Source organism: Kribbella sp. VKM Ac-2569 (assembly GCF_004216905.1).
GTDB lineage: Bacteria > Actinomycetota > Actinomycetes > Propionibacteriales > Kribbellaceae > Kribbella.
The window spans coordinates 130,151-145,366 of the sequence record NZ_SGXJ01000004.1 but is presented as its reverse complement, the minus strand read 5'-3'; the positions used below and the strand labels follow the sequence as shown (position 1 = coordinate 145,366).

The window sequence follows — 15,216 nt, the reverse complement described above, 5'->3', positions numbered from 1 at the left end:
AAGATCGGCTGAGAGCATCAGGTGCAAACGGGACCTTCACAGGTTCTTCACGGCCGCGGCGGCACGCTCCACTGCCATGAAGACCTCACGAACAGCGCTCGCGATGATGGCGGTTCTGGCGCTGGCTGCCTGCGGGAACGACAAGGCGCCGGTCGCGTCCGATCAGCAGAGCGACAAGAGTCCGCTCGCGGAGTACATGGGCGACGGCTTCGTCAGTTCGTCCGGCGGCGGGTTCAAGATGGCGGTGCGGGCCGGGGGCGCTCAGCAACCGAGCGAGGAGGATCTGGCCAAGCAGCGCAAGGTCGAAGACGCCACCGCCGCCTGCATGAAGACGGCCGGCTTCGAGTATGTCGCCGTACCGCCGGAGCAGAACGCGAAGAGCAAGTTCGCGGAGGCGTTCAGCCTGCCACCGGACAAGTTCGCCGAGCAGTACGGGTACGGCGTCAGCACGATCGACTGGTCCAAGGCCGGCGCAGACGACGACTCGAACCCGAACACCAAGATCCGGAGCGCCTTGTCGGCAGCCGCGCAGAAGGCGTACGACAAGGCGCTCAACGGGCCGAACGCGAACGGGAACGGCGCCGTCGTGATCGAGGGCGGCAAGGACGGCCCGAGCTCGAGCGGTCAGCAGGATCTCGGCTGTCGCGGCAAGGCGGTCAAGCAGGTGTACGGCGAGGACCGCGGCATGGACTTCAAGAAGTTCGACAGCCTGTTCAAGGACATCCAGGCGCTGCAGAAGCGGATCGACACCGACCAGCGCGTGGTGGACGCCACCAGCGCCTGGACCGACTGCATGGCCGACGCCGGGCATTCCGGATTCAAGAAGGTCGACGACCCGCGGGAGCAGATCCAGCAGAAACTCGACACGCTGACAGGGAACAAGCCGCCCACGAAGGGTGGTCCGTCCAAGACGGTCACCGGCCCGCCGTCGTTCGACAAGGTCGACTCGGCGAAGCTTTCCGAGCTGCGCAAGTCCGAGATCGCCCTCGCGGTGGCGGACCAGAAGTGCAAGGCCAGTGGGTACGACGACGCGTACAAGAAGGTGCAGTACGCCGCCGAGAAGGAGTTCGTCGACCAGCACAAGGTCGAGCTCGAGGCGTACCGCGACGAGACGGCGAACCGGTGACCGCTTCGCCCAAGTCCCGCCGCCGGGTGCTGGTCGGGGTGTCCGCGGTCGCCACCGTCTCGCTCGGAGTCGGGGTCGCCGCGGGCAGCCGGATCAGCTCACCGGAGGACGCGGCCGCGAAGACCGCGGCACCGAAGGCGTCCCAGATCACCGTGCCGGTGGCGAAGAAGGCGCTGTCCAGCAAGGTGGTCGGCCGGGGTGACGCGTCGTTCGACGGCGCGGTGAACATCCGGGTCGAGACCAGCGGGCTGACGACACCGCCGATCGTCACCGGGAAGGTGCCGGCGGTCGGGTCGACGATCATCGAGGGCAAGGCGCTGCTCGAGATCACCGGGCGGCCGGTGATCGGTCTGGCCGGCGTACTGCCGATGTATCGGACGCTCTCGCCGGGGTCCAAGGGTCCGGACGTGCTGCAGTTGGAGCAGACGCTCGATCGGCTCGGGTACGACCCGGGGACGGTCGACGACGAGTACACGCTGGACACGTCGGCCGCGGTGGAGGAGCTGTACGAGAACGCCGGGTACGAAGCTCCCGAGCCGGACGAGAAGTTCACGCAGGCCGTCGACCAGTCGAAGAAGCAGGTCGACGCGGCGAAGAAGCAACTCCGTCAGGCCCAGTCGCAGCTCAAGGCCGCCAAGGATGCGAAGGCGAAAGACACGTCGGTGCAGCAAGGTGCTGTGGACGACGCGGAAGAGAACCTCGCAGACGCGCAGGAAGCGCAGAACGAGGCCGAGTTCAAGGCCGGTACGCCGCTGCCGGTATCCGAAGTGGTCTACGTGAAGACGCTGCCGCGCCGCGTCGACGACGTGAAGGTCGAGCGCGGCGGAACGGTGAACGGCGTGGTGATGTCGGCCAGCGGTGCGTCGCTGGTCGTCACCGTCAAGGTCGACGCGGAGACCGCTCAGCGGCTGAAGGCCGGCATGGCGGCGACGCTCGATCTCGGTGACAGCGTGTCCGTCGCCGGAAAGGTCCGCCGAGTCACGAAGAACGGGAACCAGTACGACGTGGTGGTCGCGCCGAACGCGTTGACGGCGAGCCAGTTGGCCCTGCTGCGGGACGCGAACGTGCGGGTGACGATCCCGATCAAGAGCACCAGCGGCAAGGTGCTCGCCGTACCGGTGGCTGCCCTGTCGTCCGGATCCGATGGCGCCTCGCGGGTCGAGGTCCTGCGGAACGGGAAGGTTGAGCTGATCCCGGTCACGGTCGGGCTGACCGCGGACGGGTTCGCGCAGGTCACGCCGAAGGGCGACGCGAAGTTGTCCGACGGCGACCAGGTGGTGGTCGGGCGATGAGTACCGCGGTTGCGTTGCCGGCGCCGGTCGTCGAGATGATCGGCGTACGGCGGTTCTTTCCGGGGCCGCCCGAAGTACAGGCGATCAACGGGATCGACCTGATCATCGGGCAGGGGGAGTACCTGTCGATCGTCGGGCCGTCCGGGTCCGGGAAGTCGACGTTGCTGCACCTGCTCGGGTTGTTGGACAACCCAACGGGTGGGGTCTACCGGCTCGACGGCGTGGACACGATGAGCCTGCGCGAGCGTCGGCGCGCCGTACTGCGGGGGGAGCGGATCGGGTTCGTGTTCCAGTCGTTCCATCTGCTCGACCATCGCACCGTCCTGGAGAACGTGGCGCTCTCGATGGTGTACGTCGGAGTGCCGCGACGGCAACGGATGGCGCGGGCGCGGGTGGCGCTGGATCGGGTTGGGCTGTCGCACCGGATGGAGTTCGCGCCGACCACGCTCTCCGGTGGTGAGCGGCAGCGGGTCGCGATCGCGCGGGCGCTCGTCGCGGAACCCAGTCTGCTGCTCGCGGACGAACCGACCGGAAACCTGGACAGTGCGAACGCGGAGGCGATTCTGCAGGTGTTCGACGAACTGCACTCCGAGGGCATGACGCTGGCCGTCATCACCCACGACGACAACGTGAGCCGCCGGGCGCAACGCCAGGTCCGCATCGTCGACGGAACCCTCAAGTGGTAACCCAAGCAGGCCCCCCGGACCCGACCGGCGGGCCGTCCACCTCCCGGCGACGCCGGCTCAGATCTCGTCCCGCTGTGCGGGACCTGCTCGACGAGGCGCTGGCCGGTGTCGCCGCCCGTCCGACCCGACTGATTCTCACCACGCTCGGCACCGTGCTCGGAGTCGCTGCGCTGGTGGGAACGGTCGGGCTCGGGCAGACCGCGGCCGGGCAGATCACGCAGCGGTTCGACCTGGCCGCAGCGACGAGGGTCGTGGTACAGCCGGACGACAAAGGTGGGCAGGAAGGGGAGGCGGCGACGCAACTGCCCTGGGACGCGCCGGACCGGATCAAGCGGCTGAACGGCGTGGAAGCGGTCGGGACCGTCAGCAGCCTGGAGATCGGTGACGACCTGGTCGAGAACGTGACCGGCCTGGACGGCGGTGAGGGCAAGGCTCTCCAGGTGATGGCCGGATCCTCCGGTCTCTGGGACGCCGTACGCGCGGTGCTCAAAACCGGCCGGTTCTTCGACGACGGTCACGACCAGCGTGCCGACAAGGTCGTTGTCCTGGGCAAACATGCGGCGGAGCGGCTCGGTATCAACCGGGTCGACTCGCAACCGGCCGTGTTCATCGGCGACGAGGCCTACACGGTGATCGGCATCCTCGACTCGGTCACCGGCCGCGCCGACCTGAACGACGCGGTGATCATGCCGAACGGTACGGCGAAGCAGGCCTACAAGCTCGAGTCGCCGGACGCGGTCGAGATCCGTACGGCGGTCGGCGCCGCGCAACTGATCGCGGAGCAGGCCCCGATCGCGATCGAGCCGAACAACCCGAGCACCTTGACCGTGGACGCTCCGCCGAAGCAGGGCGCCGTACGCAAGGGTGTGGAGTCCGACCTGAACGCGTTGTTCCTGCTGCTCGGTGCGGTCGCGCTCCTGGTCGGCGGACTCGGCATCGCGAACGTCACGCTGCTGTCGGTCCTGGAACGCATCTCGGAGATCGGTCTGCGCAGAGCACTCGGCGCGGCCCGAAGACACATCGCGGTGCAGTTCCTGGTGGAGAGCGTGATCGTCGGTTTCCTCGGCGGACTGCTCGGTACGGCGGTCGGCGTCATCCTGACCGTCGGCGTGTCCTGGGTCCGCGACTGGACGCCGATCCTGGACAACCGGCTGGCGTTCGGTTCACCCCTGCTGGGTGCGTTCATCGGTCTGGTCGCCGGCACCTATCCCGCCTGGAAAGCCTCCGCCATCCAGCCGATCACCGCGTTGCGCGGCACGTGAACTGAGACGCCCGTACACCAGGGAGCTCACGGCGAAGCCGACCACGATCAGCGCCAGCACCGGGTAGGACTTCCCGCTGTCGGGCAGGATCGCCGCGCCGAGTGCGGCCGCGGAGACCTGCCCGACGTTGAAGATCATGTCGTACAGCGAGAACACCCGGCCGCGGTACACGTCGTCGACACCCGTCTGCACGAGGGTGTCGACGCTGATCTTGATGCCCTGCGCGCAGAACCCGGTCAGGAACCCGCCGACCACCATCGCCGGCTTGGTGTAGAGCCCGATCGGTACGGCGCTCACCACCGCCGCGGCCGCGAACAGCAGCGTGATCCATTGCCGCAGCGCCATCACCCGAGTGCCCCACGGCGTGACCAGCGCGGCGACGAACAACCCGGCACCGACCGCACCGGTTGCGATCGCGAGCCCACCGAACGCTTGATCCAGCTGGCCGGGACCGTAGAAATAGTTGCGGTACAGCAGGATCATCGCGACTGTCATCAGCCCGAAGAGGAACCGCAGCGATCCGATCGCGGCGAGACCGAGCGCGGCCTGCCGGCGCTCCCGGAGGTGCCGGCCGCCGTCGACGAGACCGGACGCGATCGTGCGGAGTGCCTCGGCGATGCCGGGCTCGTCACCGTTCAGGTCTGGGCCGAGCTGGTCGCGCCGCAGTCGGAGGGCGAGGAGAGCGGCGGCCGTGTAGATGACGACGGTCAGCCCGAGGACGACCAGGTCGGAGTCGACGAGCAGCTTCACCCCGGCGCCGATCCCACCGCCGATCAGGAAGGACGCCGTACCGGAGGTCGGGGTGACGGCGTTCGCCATCACCAGTTCGTCGCGCTCGACCACATGCGGGAGACCGGCGGAGAGGCCGGAGAGCAGGAAGCGGTTGACGCCGAGGGTGAGGAGTACGGCGAGGTAGAACAGTGCGCCCGCGTTGCCGGCCGCGACGATCGCGCCGACGCCGATGACGAGCGCGGCCCGGGTCAGGTTCGCGGCGAACAGGATCTGGCGGCGCGACCAGCGGTCCAGCAGTACGCCGGTGAACGGTCCGAGGATCGAGTACGGCAGCAGCGAGACCGCGAACAAGCCGGCGATCGCCGCGGCGTCCGGCGCCCGTTCCGGCGAGAACAGCACGTACGACGCCAGCGCGACCTGGAAGACCCCGTCCCCACACTGAGACGTCAGCCGAACCGCGAACAACCGCCGGAAATCGCGCCGTCGCAACAACGTCCGCAGATCCCGCATGAACCGCACGACTGCACTCTAACCGCAGCCCCCGACGCCCCGGCCAAGCCGCATTTGCTGGGTTGACCAGGCAAATTGCTGGGTCAACCAGGCAAATGAGGGGTCTGTGACCCTGACTCAGGGTCACAAACCCCTCATTTCGGTGGTGGACCCAGCAAATGTGGCGCCGGGGCGAGTTGGGATGCGGTCTGCACTGGGGCTGATTGTGATGGGCTGGAGATCCGTCTAGTCCGCTTGATGCAGGCGTTCAGCGGCGGTGTCTCCGCGTTTGCCGACCGGCTCGACGCCGGTGACCTTGCCGAGGCCGAGGAGGGGCATGTTGCCGTAGATGGTCTCGGTGTTGCCGGCCGGTACGACGTACGTCTCGTGCCAGATGCCGACCGCGCCGCTCTTGAACGAGTTGCGGAAGTACTCGACCCAGGCGGGCCGGTGCGTGCGGCCGGTGTCGTTCGCGAACGCCTGGAGCTTCTCCACCGACTCCCAGTACTGGATCAGCGTGATCCCACGCCACGTCGGCAGCGTCCGGAACCCGAGCAGCCCGCTCTCCTTGTCCTTCATCAGTTCCCGCAGCATCGGCCCCATCGCACGGAATACCGGCATCCACTCGCGCACCTTGGTCAGCGAGTTGACCCGCATCCCGATCAGGAACACGACTACCTCCCCGTCGTACGCCGCCGTCTGCCGCCCCGCAATCACCTCACCCATGCAGACAGTCCACCACGGCAGAACGAGGGCGGGAATTCAATCCTCTGTAAAGGCCAGGGGCGGACGCGCCGGAGCTGGTGGCATGGACGCTCTGGAGCGGTAGTGTTTTTCTGCCCGGTGTCACAGTCCGTTGTGCACCGGTTACGATGGCTACTCAGTTCTGAGCCGCAGCGCGGATGGGAATTTCATGGCTGAATCGCAGGATGCCGACGTCGACCCGCGGATGTACGAGCAGTTGAAGCTCGACCGGCCGCACGGCGCCCGGGTGTACGACTACTTCCTTGGCGGGAAGGACAACTTCGCGATCGACAGGCAGGCCGCCGAGCACTTGCTGCAGGCGTTCCCGGGCTTCCGCACCGCCGCCCTGTCGAACCGGATGTGGATGCACCGCGCCGCGAAGTACGCCGCCGAGCAGGGAATCACGCAGTTCCTCGATGTCGGCACCGGCATCCCGACCAGCCCGAACCTGCACGAGGTCGTCCAGGAGATCACCCCGGCGGCGCACGTGGTGTACGCCGACAACGACCCGATCGTGCTCGCGCACTCCCGGGCGCTGCTGGTGAGCAAGCCGGAGGGCAGGACGGCGTACCTCGAGGCCGACGTCACCGACCCGCAGGCGATCCTGCAGTCCGACGAGGTCAAGGAACTGATCGACTTCAGCAAGCCGGTCGCGCTGAGCATCGTCGGCGTCTTCCACTACCTGCCGGACGCCCTGAAGCCGTACGACCTGGTCCGTCAGCTGGTCGAGCCGCTCGCCTCCGGCTCGCTGCTGATCTTCTCGCACTGCACCCCGGACTTCGCGCCGGAGCTGTGGGAGCGGGCGATGGTCGTCTACAAGGCCGACGGCGGCGACGCGCAGGTCCGCAGCAAGGAAGAGGTCACCGAGTTCTTCGAGGGCACCGAGCTGGTCGAGCCCGGCGTCGTCTCGCCGTTCCGCTGGTACCCCGACGAGGAGACGCAGCGTCTCGTCGACAAGGGCGAGTTCACCGACATCATGTGCAGCCTGTGGGTGGGTGTCGGCCGCAAGCCGTGATCCGCAGCGCGTACCCGCACCACCTCGCGATCACGCTGCGGTGGAAGGACAACGACGTCTACGGGCACGTCAACAACGTCGAGTACTACAGCTTCTTCGACACCGTGATCAACGACTTCCTGATCCGCCTCGGTGGGCTCGACATCCATCGCGGCGACGTGATCGGGTTGTGCGTGGACTCGCAGTGCACGTTCAAGCAACCGCTCGAGTTCCCGGGCGTCGTCGACGCCGGGTTGCGGTGCGGGCAGCTGGGCAACTCCAGCGTGCGCTACGAAATCGCCTTGTTCCGTGAGGGCTCGGACGAACCGGCCGCGACCGGCCGGTTCGTGCACGTCTTCGTCGGACGGCAGGACCTCGTCCCGGTCCCGGTACCGGATGAGATTCGCGCGGCACTCGAGGGGATCACGGGATGATCGTGCGCGGCGCCGTACTGCGGGAGATGGGCCTGCCGGCGCCGTACGCCGAGTCGCGGCCGCTGCACGTGGAAGAGCTGGAGCTCGCGCCACCAGGTCCGGGGGAGTTGCTCGTCCGGATCCGCGCGGCCGGATTGTGTCACTCGGACCTGTCGGTGATCGACGGGTCGCGGCCGCGCGTGATGCCGATGCTCCTCGGTCACGAGGCCACCGGTGAGGTGGTCGCGTCCGAGGCCGCGGGGTTTGCAGTCGGCGACGTGGTTGCTTGTGCTTTTGTGCCCGCGTGTGGTGGTTGCGGTCCTTGTGCTGAGGGCCGAGCAGCGTTGTGTGAACCAGGCGCGGCCGCCAACGCAGCCGGCACGCTGCTGAGCGGCACCCACCGCCTCCACGGCGTACACCATCATCTAGGCGTTTCCGGGTTCGCGGATCATGCGGTGATCTCCGCGCGTTCGGCCGTGAAGATCGATCCGTTGCTCCCGCCAGAGATCGCCGCGCTCTTCGGTTGCGCTGTGATGACCGGCGTCGGCGCGGTGGTGAACACGGCACAGGTCCGGGCCGGACGCAGCGCGGTGGTCTTCGGACTCGGCGGTGTCGGCCTCTCCGCGCTGCTCGGCACCGTTCTCGTCGGAGCGCATCCGATCGTCGCCGTGGACGTCGTACCGTCGAAGCTCGCTCTCGCTCAGGAGCTGGGTGCCACCGCGACCGTGGACGCCCGTTCCTCTGACGCGATCGAACAGGTACGTGAAGCGACGGCCGGCGGCGCCGACTACGCGTTCGAGACGGTCGGGAGCGCGAAAGTCCTCGAGCAAGCGTATGCCGCGACGCGCCGCGGCGGGACCACGGTCACCGTCGGACTGCCGCATCCGTCGCAGACGTTCAGCGTGCCGGCGGTCAGCCTGGTCGCGGAGGAGCGCACGGTGAAGGGCTCGTACCTCGGCTCGTCGGTGCCGTCCCGCGACATCCCGCGGTACGTCGCTCTGTACCGAGCCGGCCGCCTACCCGTCGACCGGCTGCTGACCGCGACGGTCGGGCTCGATGACCTCAATCAGGCCTTCGACGACCTGGCCGCCGGCGCGTCGATCCGTCAGGTGTTGCTCTTCTGAAGGTTCTCGGCGGCCTTCTGGAACGTCTGGTCGTTGCGTTCCCGGGCCTCGTCCGTGTAGTTGTCACCGAAGAATTCGGCGGTGGGAACCGGCCGGATCTCCAGCAGCCCGGAGTTCTCGGGGTCGTCGGTGCCGCGGGCGTCCGCCGCGATACAGCGCCAGCCCCACTCGGCCGCCTCCTCGCGGGACGCGACCTCGATCAGGCAGAACCCGGCGATCAGCTCCTTGGTCTCGGTGAACGGACCGTCGACCACCCGGCGCTTACCGTCGTCCAGCTGCAGCCGGAAGCCGTGCGAGCTCGGCAGCAGCCCGTCGCCCGCGAGCAGAACGCCCTTCTCCGCCATCTCGGCCATCACCAGGCCCATCGCGGTCAGGCCCTCCTCGCTCGGCGGCTGTCCTGCCTCGGACTCTTCGCTGGCCTTGAAAACCATCATGAAGCGCATCGGGACCCTCCCAAGTTGACGTTAAATCCCGAGACGAATCTATACAGCGGAGTGGGCTTTCGGGCAGGCTACGCACAGCGAGTTCGCGTACACCGCTCGTGAGTATGTCAAGTGAGGCACGCCGGAGTACCTGAGGAGTTCCCGCCCCATGCCAAACCGCCCCCGCCCTCGTACCCGCCCCAAGACCCGCCGCATCGCAGGCCTCGCCTGTGCCGGCGCTGTCGTTTTCGGAGCCCTGGCCGTCGTTGTCGGTAACCAGGCCGACGCCCAGCAGCCTGCTCCGCTCCCCATCGACCAACTGCTCGGCCAGGAGCTGCAGGGCAAGGCCGCACTCGGCCGCGTCCAGTCCCGGCTCGCCGAGATCGCCGACCAGAACAAGTTGTCCACAGACCACCTGCGGCAGATCCTGGCGAGCGACCGCACCGCCTGGCTGGACCGCGGCGGCAAGCTGTTCTACCGCGAGCCGGTCGCCACCGCCACCGAGCGGAAGACCGGAGCCGCCGCATCTCCCCGCTGGGCCACGCAGGCGGTCGCCGCCGCGACCGGTCCGGCGTTCGAGCTCCACAGCAAGCCCGGGTCGAACCGGGTGATCTACCTGGACTTCGACGGCCACACGATCACCGGTACGGCGTGGAACACCAACGGCAAGCCGTCCACCGTGAACGTCACGCCGTACGACACCGACGGGAACACCAGTAATTGGAGTACGGCGGAGCAGGACGTCGTACGCGATGTCTGGGCTCGCGTCGCGGAGGACTACGCGCCGTTCGATGTGGACGTGACGACGCAGCAGCCGACCGCGGCGGCGATCACGCGATCCGGTGCGTCCGACCTGCAGTACGGGACGCGGGTGCTGATCGACCCAACCACCTGGTACCAGTCCGGCTGCGGTTGCGGCGGGGTCGCGTACGTCGGGGTGTACGACAACACCAGCAACCACTCGTACTATCAGCCCGCTCTGGTCTTCACCAAGGGCGTCGGGACGGGTGCGAAGAACATCGCCGAGGCCGCGTCGCACGAGGCGGGCCACAACGTCGGCCTCTCGCATGACGGCACCGCGTCCGTCGGGTACTACTCCGGCCACGGCGCCTGGGCGCCGATCATGGGCGTCGGGTACTCGAAGGCGATCAGCCAGTGGAGCAAGGGCGAGTACACCGGCGCGAACAACAAGGAAGACGACTTCGCGGTGGTCGGCCAGAACGGGCTGGCGCTGCGGGCCGACGACCACGGCAACGGCACGTCGGATGCCACCGCGTTGACGCTCGGGACGAGCGTGAAGGGTGTGTACGCCAACGACTCCGACGTCGACACCTTCCGGATCGACCTCGCGGCCGGCACCTTCAACTTCTCAGCCGCCGCAGCCGCGTCCGGTGCGGACCTGGACATCAAGCTCCAGTTGCTGAACTCGTCGGGTGGTGTCGTCGCCACCGCGGACCCGGCCGCCGGGCAGTCCAACTCGGCCACCCCGACCGGGCTGAGCGCGAGCCTCAGCCGCCAGGTCACGGCCGGCCGCTACTACCTCCGGATCGAGAACACCGGGTACGGCAGCCCGCTGAACACCGGCTACTCGACGTACGGCAGCCGCGGCGCCTACACCGTCCGCGTCACCGCCGGCTGACACCTCTCTTGACCACCCGGGGCCGCCGATCCCACCGAGATCGACGGCCCCGGGTCTGAGGGTGTGTCTCCCGGCCCCACGCCTACTGCGCGGCACTCGGCACGGCACCTCGCCGGACCAGTTGCGGCAGACTCTTGCCACCGACAAGACCGCGTGGATCGATGCCGACAGCAAACTGTTCTTCCGCGAGCCCGGTCTGACCGCGGCGCAGAAGGAAGACGACTACGCGGTCGTTGCCTCGAACGACCCGGCGTCCGGACAGAGCGACGCCGGTACGCCGACGGGTCTCGGTGCGAGTGTTAGCGGCAGCCTTCAGCCGGGTAGGTATTACCTGCGGATCGACACGTGGGCTACGGCGACCCGCTGAACACGGGCTACTCGACGTACGGCAGTCGCGGCGCCTACACCCTCGGAGTTTCGCCCTCCTGAACCCTGTGGCTGGTCGGCCTCTGGCGGACCGACCAGCCACAGGCTCCCTCTAGAGCTCGCGGTCGAGTGCCGCGGTCAGTGCGACCGGGCTGACCTCGAGCCGGTCGAAGCGCCAGCCCTTCTCGGTCCGGCGCGCGCCGTAGTGGTGTACGGCGGCTGCGATCGCCTCCGTCTTGTCGTCGAGGACGTAGATCGCGATGTCGTGCGCGCGCACGGTTGCGGTCTCGTCCCTGACCTCGATCACGAGATTCGACTTGTTGTGCAGCGTGCGGGCGTAGTCGTCGTGACGCGCCCGCACCATGTCGACGATCGCCTCGATGCCGATGGCCTCGCCGCCGCGGGACTTGACGACGACGTCCTCGGTGAAGAGGCGGTCGCTCTCGTCGTACCGGTGCTCGTCGATCCACAGGCTGTGGCGGGAGACCAGGTCGGCCAGTTCACTGCGGTCGGCGAGCTCGCGGATCAGGGTTTCGGTGGCGGTCATCTCTGGGCCCCTTGAATAGTTAGTTGGACTAACGTTGGCGATACCAATGAATGTAGATCGTTAGTCCGACTAACGCAAGCGGTATGCTGACGCCATGGAGGACGGCGACGAACTGCGTTTCGACCGTGGCGCGGACACGCCGGAGCGCATCAAGGCGCAGCTGTCACGGTTGGTCGGGCTGACCGCGGCCCAGACCGCCCGCGCCTCCGGCGACGCGCTCCGTGCCGTGGGCGCGCACAAGGACCACTTCGTGGTGCTCGCCGCGCTCGCCGAGTTCGGCCCGGCGAGCCAGTCCGCGCTGGCCGGCCGCGCCCGCGTCTACAAGAGCGATCTCGTCGCCGTTCTCAACGAGCTCGCGGACGGCGGCTGGATCCGCCGTACGCCGGACCCCGCCGACAAACGGCGCAACGTCATCACGATCACGGACACCGGCGTACGGCGGCTTGCCGAGCTGGATCAGGTGCTTGCCGGTGTGAACGCCCACATCACGGCGCCGCTGACCCGCGAGGAGCGCGACCAGTTGTTCGCGCTCCTCAACCGGGTCAACACCCACCTCGCGGGACCTACTTGATCAAGTGCTTGGCGGCCAGCTGGGCCAGAGCGGCCGCCTGGTCACCGAGGACCGCGTCGTCGAACCGGACGAGGCTCGAATGGTTCGACGGAGCGTCCTCCTCCGAGACGTCGTCCGGCCGGGCGCCGACCATCACGAATGTGCCCGGCACCTCCTTCAGCACCATCGAGAAGTCCTCGGCGCCCATCAATGGGTTGTCCAGCTGCTGCACCCGCTCCGCGCCGAACAGGTCGGTGAGGAGGTCCGCGGTTTCCGCCGTACGGCCGGCGTCGTTCACCGTCACCGGGTACTGCCGGTCGAGCCGCGCGTCGACCGTGCATCCGTGCGCCGCCGCGATCCGCTCCGCCAGCGCCGGCAGCTCACGGGTCAGCTGCTCCAGCATCGCGTCCGACAACGTCCGCACGGTCGCGCCGAGCCGGGCCGTGTTCGGGATGACGTTGATCGCGACGCCCGCCTCGAGTTGCGTCACCGTGATCACGACCGGGTCGAACACGTTCACCCGCCGCGTCGCGTAGGTCTGCAACGCGAGCACCAGCTCCGCCACCACCGGCACTGGGTCGATCGTCCGGTCCGGCGACGACCCGTGGCCGCCCTTGCCGTGCACCGCGATGTGCAACTGGTTCGAGCTGGCCATGATCGTGCCCGGACGCAGCTGGAACGTCCCCTTCGCCGCCTGCGACCAGACGTGCAAGGCGTACGCCGCAATCGGCTTGTCGCCCGTGGCGCTCAGCAGACCCTCCCGCAGCATGTACCCGGCACCGCCGAGGCCTTCCTCGCCTGGCTGGAACATGAAGATCACGTTCCCGTTCAGCTCCTCGCGATGCGCACTCAGCAACTGCGCCGCGCCCACCAGTCCCGTGGTGTGCAGATCGTGGCCGCAGGCGTGCATGTTCCCGTTCTCGGCGGCGTACGCGAGCCCGGTCTCCTCCACCACCGGCAACGCATCCATGTCGCCCCGCAGCAGCACCGTCGGCCCGGGCTGGCCGCCGCGCAGTACTCCGACCACGGAGGTCAGCTCCTTGCCGGTGCTGATCTCCAGCGGCAACCCGGCCACCGCGTCGAGCACCAGGGCCTGAGTCTTCGGCAGATCGAGGCCGACCTCGGGAACCTGGTGCAGCTCCCGCCGCAGCTCGATCAGCCCCGGCGCGATCGCGGTGGCTTCCTCGACGAGACTCATCAGTTCGCTCCTTCGAATGCCCATTGGCCGACGTTGGCCACGGTTCCCGGCCAGAACGCGGTCGCTCCGCCCACCGCCACGGACTTGTTGGTCGCGGCGACGGCGTGGTCGGAGTACAGCGTCAGCACCGGCATGTCAGCCTGCCACAGCGCCTGCAACTGGTTGTAGATCTGGTGCCTGGCCTCCGGCTTCGCCGCGGACTTGCCGGCCAGCAGCAGCTTGTCGCTCTCCGGCGAGTTGTACCCGGTCAGGTTGAAGGAACCGGTCGAGGAGTACATGTTCGACACGTCCGGGTCGATGTTGAAGGTCAGGCCCATCAGCACCATGTCGTGGTCCTTCGCCCGCGCCTTGGCCAGCGTGGTCGGGAAGTCGTAGTTGGTCTGCACGACGTTCAGGCCGATCGCCTTGAAGTTCTGCAGCAGGATGTCGGCGGACCGTTCCCGGATCTTGTTCCCGGTCGGTACGACGAAGTTGATCTTCCGGCTGAAGTCCCAGCCCGCCTCGGTGAGCAGCTTCTTGGCCAGGACCGGGTCGTAGCTGAGTGTCTTCAGGTTCTTGTCCAGGAACGGGCTCTGGCTGGTGTACGGGCCGTCGATCACCTCGCCGTTGCCCAGCAGCAGCTCGTCGACGATCTGCTTGCGGTTGATCGCGTGCGCGAGGCCCGCCCGCAGCCGCGGGTCGGCGAAGGTCTTCACGTTGAACTGGATCGTCTGGAACCCGATCGTTGGGTTGACCTTGGTGTTGACGTCCTTGAACGCCTTGACCGTCTTCAGGTCCTGGAACGGGATGTTCCCGATGCCGCCGCCGGAGTTCATCATGATCGACCCGGTCTGCAGCTCACCGGCCAGGTTCGAGGCCGGCATGATCTTCATGATCAGCTTGCCGATCTTCGGAGCACCGCCGTAGTAGTCCGGGTTGGCGGCGTACTCGATACTCGCGTTCTGGGTGTACTTCGTGAACTTGTACGGTCCGCTCGTGACGTCGGGAAGTTGCGCGAACTTGCTGTCGTCGATCTGCGCCGGCGTGCTCTTCGCCAGCACGTGCTCGGGCATGATCACCACCTTGGTGCCGATCATCTCCTTGACGTAGTTCGGGTCCACCGGGGTCTTCGTGGTGAACACGACCGTGGTGTCGTCCGGCGCGGTCAGCCCCGGTACGGCGGCCTGTCCCTTCGGAAGCTTGCCGGTGGCATCGACTCCGGTGAGCGCGGTGACGTTCCCGCCGAGCGTGGTAAGCGAGTCCCGGTTGGCGATCAGGTTGATCGTGTAGACGACGTCCTTCGCGGTGATCGGCTGCCCGTCGCTCCACTTGGCGCCGGCGTGCAGCTTCACCGTGAAGGTCTTGTTGTCCTTGCTCTCGATCGAATCGGCCAGCTTCGGCACGAACTTCAGCGGCTCCGGCTGGTCCAGGAGCGTGTCCATCGCGAACCGTACGGCGAACTGGCCGCCGACGTCGGACTGGTTGATCGGGTTGAAGCTGGCCGGCGGGTTCACCGTGCCGACGTACAGCGTGTCACCTCCACCCCCGCCGCTGCCGGCATTGCCCGTGCACGCAGTCGGTATCAGCAACAGGCCGATCGCGGCCAGTCCGGCGCTGAGCCGGTGTGTGGTCCGTGCAGACATAGCGGGTCCC

The 15,216-nt window shown here is 67.7% G+C and carries 16 protein-coding genes; 10 read left to right on the top strand and 6 right to left on the bottom strand.

All coding sequences use genetic code 11. The annotated features are described in order from the left end of the window. Nucleotides 1-76: 76 nt before the first annotated feature. The 4 genes from EV649_RS27130 to EV649_RS27115 all read left to right on the top strand — a co-directional run bounded on the left by EV649_RS27130 (nt 77) and on the right by EV649_RS27115 (nt 4,366). On the top strand, nt 77-1,126 hold the full coding sequence (locus EV649_RS27130; protein ID WP_130386445.1) for a hypothetical protein: 1,050 nt from the start codon (nt 77-79) through the stop codon (nt 1,124-1,126). Then, on the top strand, nt 1,123-2,418 hold the full coding sequence (locus EV649_RS27125; protein WP_130386444.1) for a peptidoglycan-binding protein: 1,296 nt from the start codon (nt 1,123-1,125) through the stop codon (nt 2,416-2,418). The genes EV649_RS27130 and EV649_RS27125 overlap by 4 nt, the downstream gene beginning before the upstream one ends. Further along, the gene (locus EV649_RS27120; protein WP_130386443.1) at nt 2,415-3,104 is read left to right on the top strand and encodes an ABC transporter ATP-binding protein; all 690 of its coding nucleotides are present in this window, start codon (nt 2,415-2,417) and stop codon (nt 3,102-3,104) included. Before EV649_RS27125 ends, EV649_RS27120 begins: the two co-directional genes overlap by 4 nt. 74 nt (nt 3,105-3,178) lie before the next feature. Continuing rightward, nucleotides 3,179-4,366 carry an ABC transporter permease gene (locus EV649_RS27115; protein WP_241998722.1) on the top strand — a complete coding sequence of 396 codons (1,188 nt, stop codon included), beginning with the start codon at nt 3,179-3,181 and terminating at the stop codon, nt 4,364-4,366. Here EV649_RS27115 and EV649_RS27110 read toward each other — a convergent pair. After that, nucleotides 4,268-5,608, bottom strand: coding sequence for an MFS transporter (locus EV649_RS27110; RefSeq protein ID WP_241998867.1), 1,341 nt, complete (start codon nt 5,606-5,608; stop codon nt 4,268-4,270). The two genes, EV649_RS27115 and EV649_RS27110, sit on opposite strands and share 99 nt — an antisense overlap. 225 nt (nt 5,609-5,833) lie before the next feature. After that, nucleotides 5,834-6,313: a DUF4188 domain-containing protein gene (locus EV649_RS27105; protein ID WP_130386440.1), complete on the bottom strand. Its 480-nt coding sequence runs from the start codon at nt 6,311-6,313 to the stop codon at nt 5,834-5,836. A 187-nt stretch (nt 6,314-6,500) separates the two neighbouring features. Here EV649_RS27105 and EV649_RS27100 point away from each other — a divergent pair, with 187 nt between their 5' ends. From EV649_RS27100 to EV649_RS27090, 3 genes are read left to right on the top strand one after another with little or no spacing between them, the layout of a single operon-like run. Then, nucleotides 6,501-7,346, top strand: a complete 846-nt coding sequence (locus EV649_RS27100) for an SAM-dependent methyltransferase (RefSeq protein WP_241998720.1) — start codon at nt 6,501-6,503, stop codon at nt 7,344-7,346. Further along, a complete protein-coding gene (locus EV649_RS27095) occupies nt 7,343-7,759 on the top strand; it encodes a thioesterase family protein (RefSeq protein WP_130386439.1) in 417 nt (138 codons plus the stop codon). Before EV649_RS27100 ends, EV649_RS27095 begins: the two co-directional genes overlap by 4 nt. After that, on the top strand, nt 7,756-8,862 hold the full coding sequence (locus EV649_RS27090) for a zinc-dependent alcohol dehydrogenase family protein (protein WP_130386438.1): 1,107 nt from the start codon (nt 7,756-7,758) through the stop codon (nt 8,860-8,862). Before EV649_RS27095 ends, EV649_RS27090 begins: the two co-directional genes overlap by 4 nt. Here EV649_RS27090 and EV649_RS27085 read toward each other — a convergent pair. Beyond that, on the bottom strand, nt 8,844-9,305 hold the full coding sequence (locus EV649_RS27085; protein ID WP_130386437.1) for a YciI family protein: 462 nt from the start codon (nt 9,303-9,305) through the stop codon (nt 8,844-8,846). The genes EV649_RS27090 and EV649_RS27085 overlap by 19 nt on opposite strands. Nucleotides 9,306-9,453: 148 nt before the next feature. On the opposite strand from EV649_RS27085, the gene EV649_RS27080 reads away from it, so the two are divergent. Together EV649_RS27080 and EV649_RS41240 are read left to right on the top strand one after the other, a co-directional pair. After that, the gene (locus EV649_RS27080; protein ID WP_130386436.1) at nt 9,454-10,923 is read left to right on the top strand and encodes a M12 family metallo-peptidase; all 1,470 of its coding nucleotides are present in this window, start codon (nt 9,454-9,456) and stop codon (nt 10,921-10,923) included. 61 nt (nt 10,924-10,984) lie between these two features. Continuing rightward, the gene (locus EV649_RS41240; protein ID WP_198682727.1) at nt 10,985-11,290 is read left to right on the top strand and encodes a hypothetical protein; all 306 of its coding nucleotides are present in this window, start codon (nt 10,985-10,987) and stop codon (nt 11,288-11,290) included. A 111-nt stretch (nt 11,291-11,401) separates the two neighbouring features. Here the strand turns inward: EV649_RS41240 and EV649_RS27070 are convergent, their stop codons facing one another. Next, complete coding sequence (locus tag EV649_RS27070; protein WP_130386435.1) at nt 11,402-11,836, bottom strand: nuclear transport factor 2 family protein; 435 nt, start codon at nt 11,834-11,836, stop codon at nt 11,402-11,404. 94 nt (nt 11,837-11,930) lie between these two features. On the opposite strand from EV649_RS27070, the gene EV649_RS27065 reads away from it, so the two are divergent. Next, a complete protein-coding gene (locus EV649_RS27065; protein WP_130386434.1) occupies nt 11,931-12,407 on the top strand; it encodes a MarR family transcriptional regulator in 477 nt (158 codons plus the stop codon). Here EV649_RS27065 and EV649_RS27060 read toward each other — a convergent pair. Beyond that, nucleotides 12,400-13,584 (bottom strand): M20 family metallopeptidase, encoded by a 1,185-nt coding sequence (locus tag EV649_RS27060; RefSeq protein ID WP_130386433.1) that lies wholly within the window; start codon nt 13,582-13,584, stop codon nt 12,400-12,402. The two genes, EV649_RS27065 and EV649_RS27060, sit on opposite strands and share 8 nt — an antisense overlap. Continuing rightward, a complete protein-coding gene (locus EV649_RS27055; protein ID WP_130386432.1) occupies nt 13,584-15,206 on the bottom strand; it encodes an ABC transporter substrate-binding protein in 1,623 nt (540 codons plus the stop codon). The genes EV649_RS27060 and EV649_RS27055 overlap by 1 nt, the downstream gene beginning before the upstream one ends. Nucleotides 15,207-15,216 lie beyond the last annotated feature (10 nt).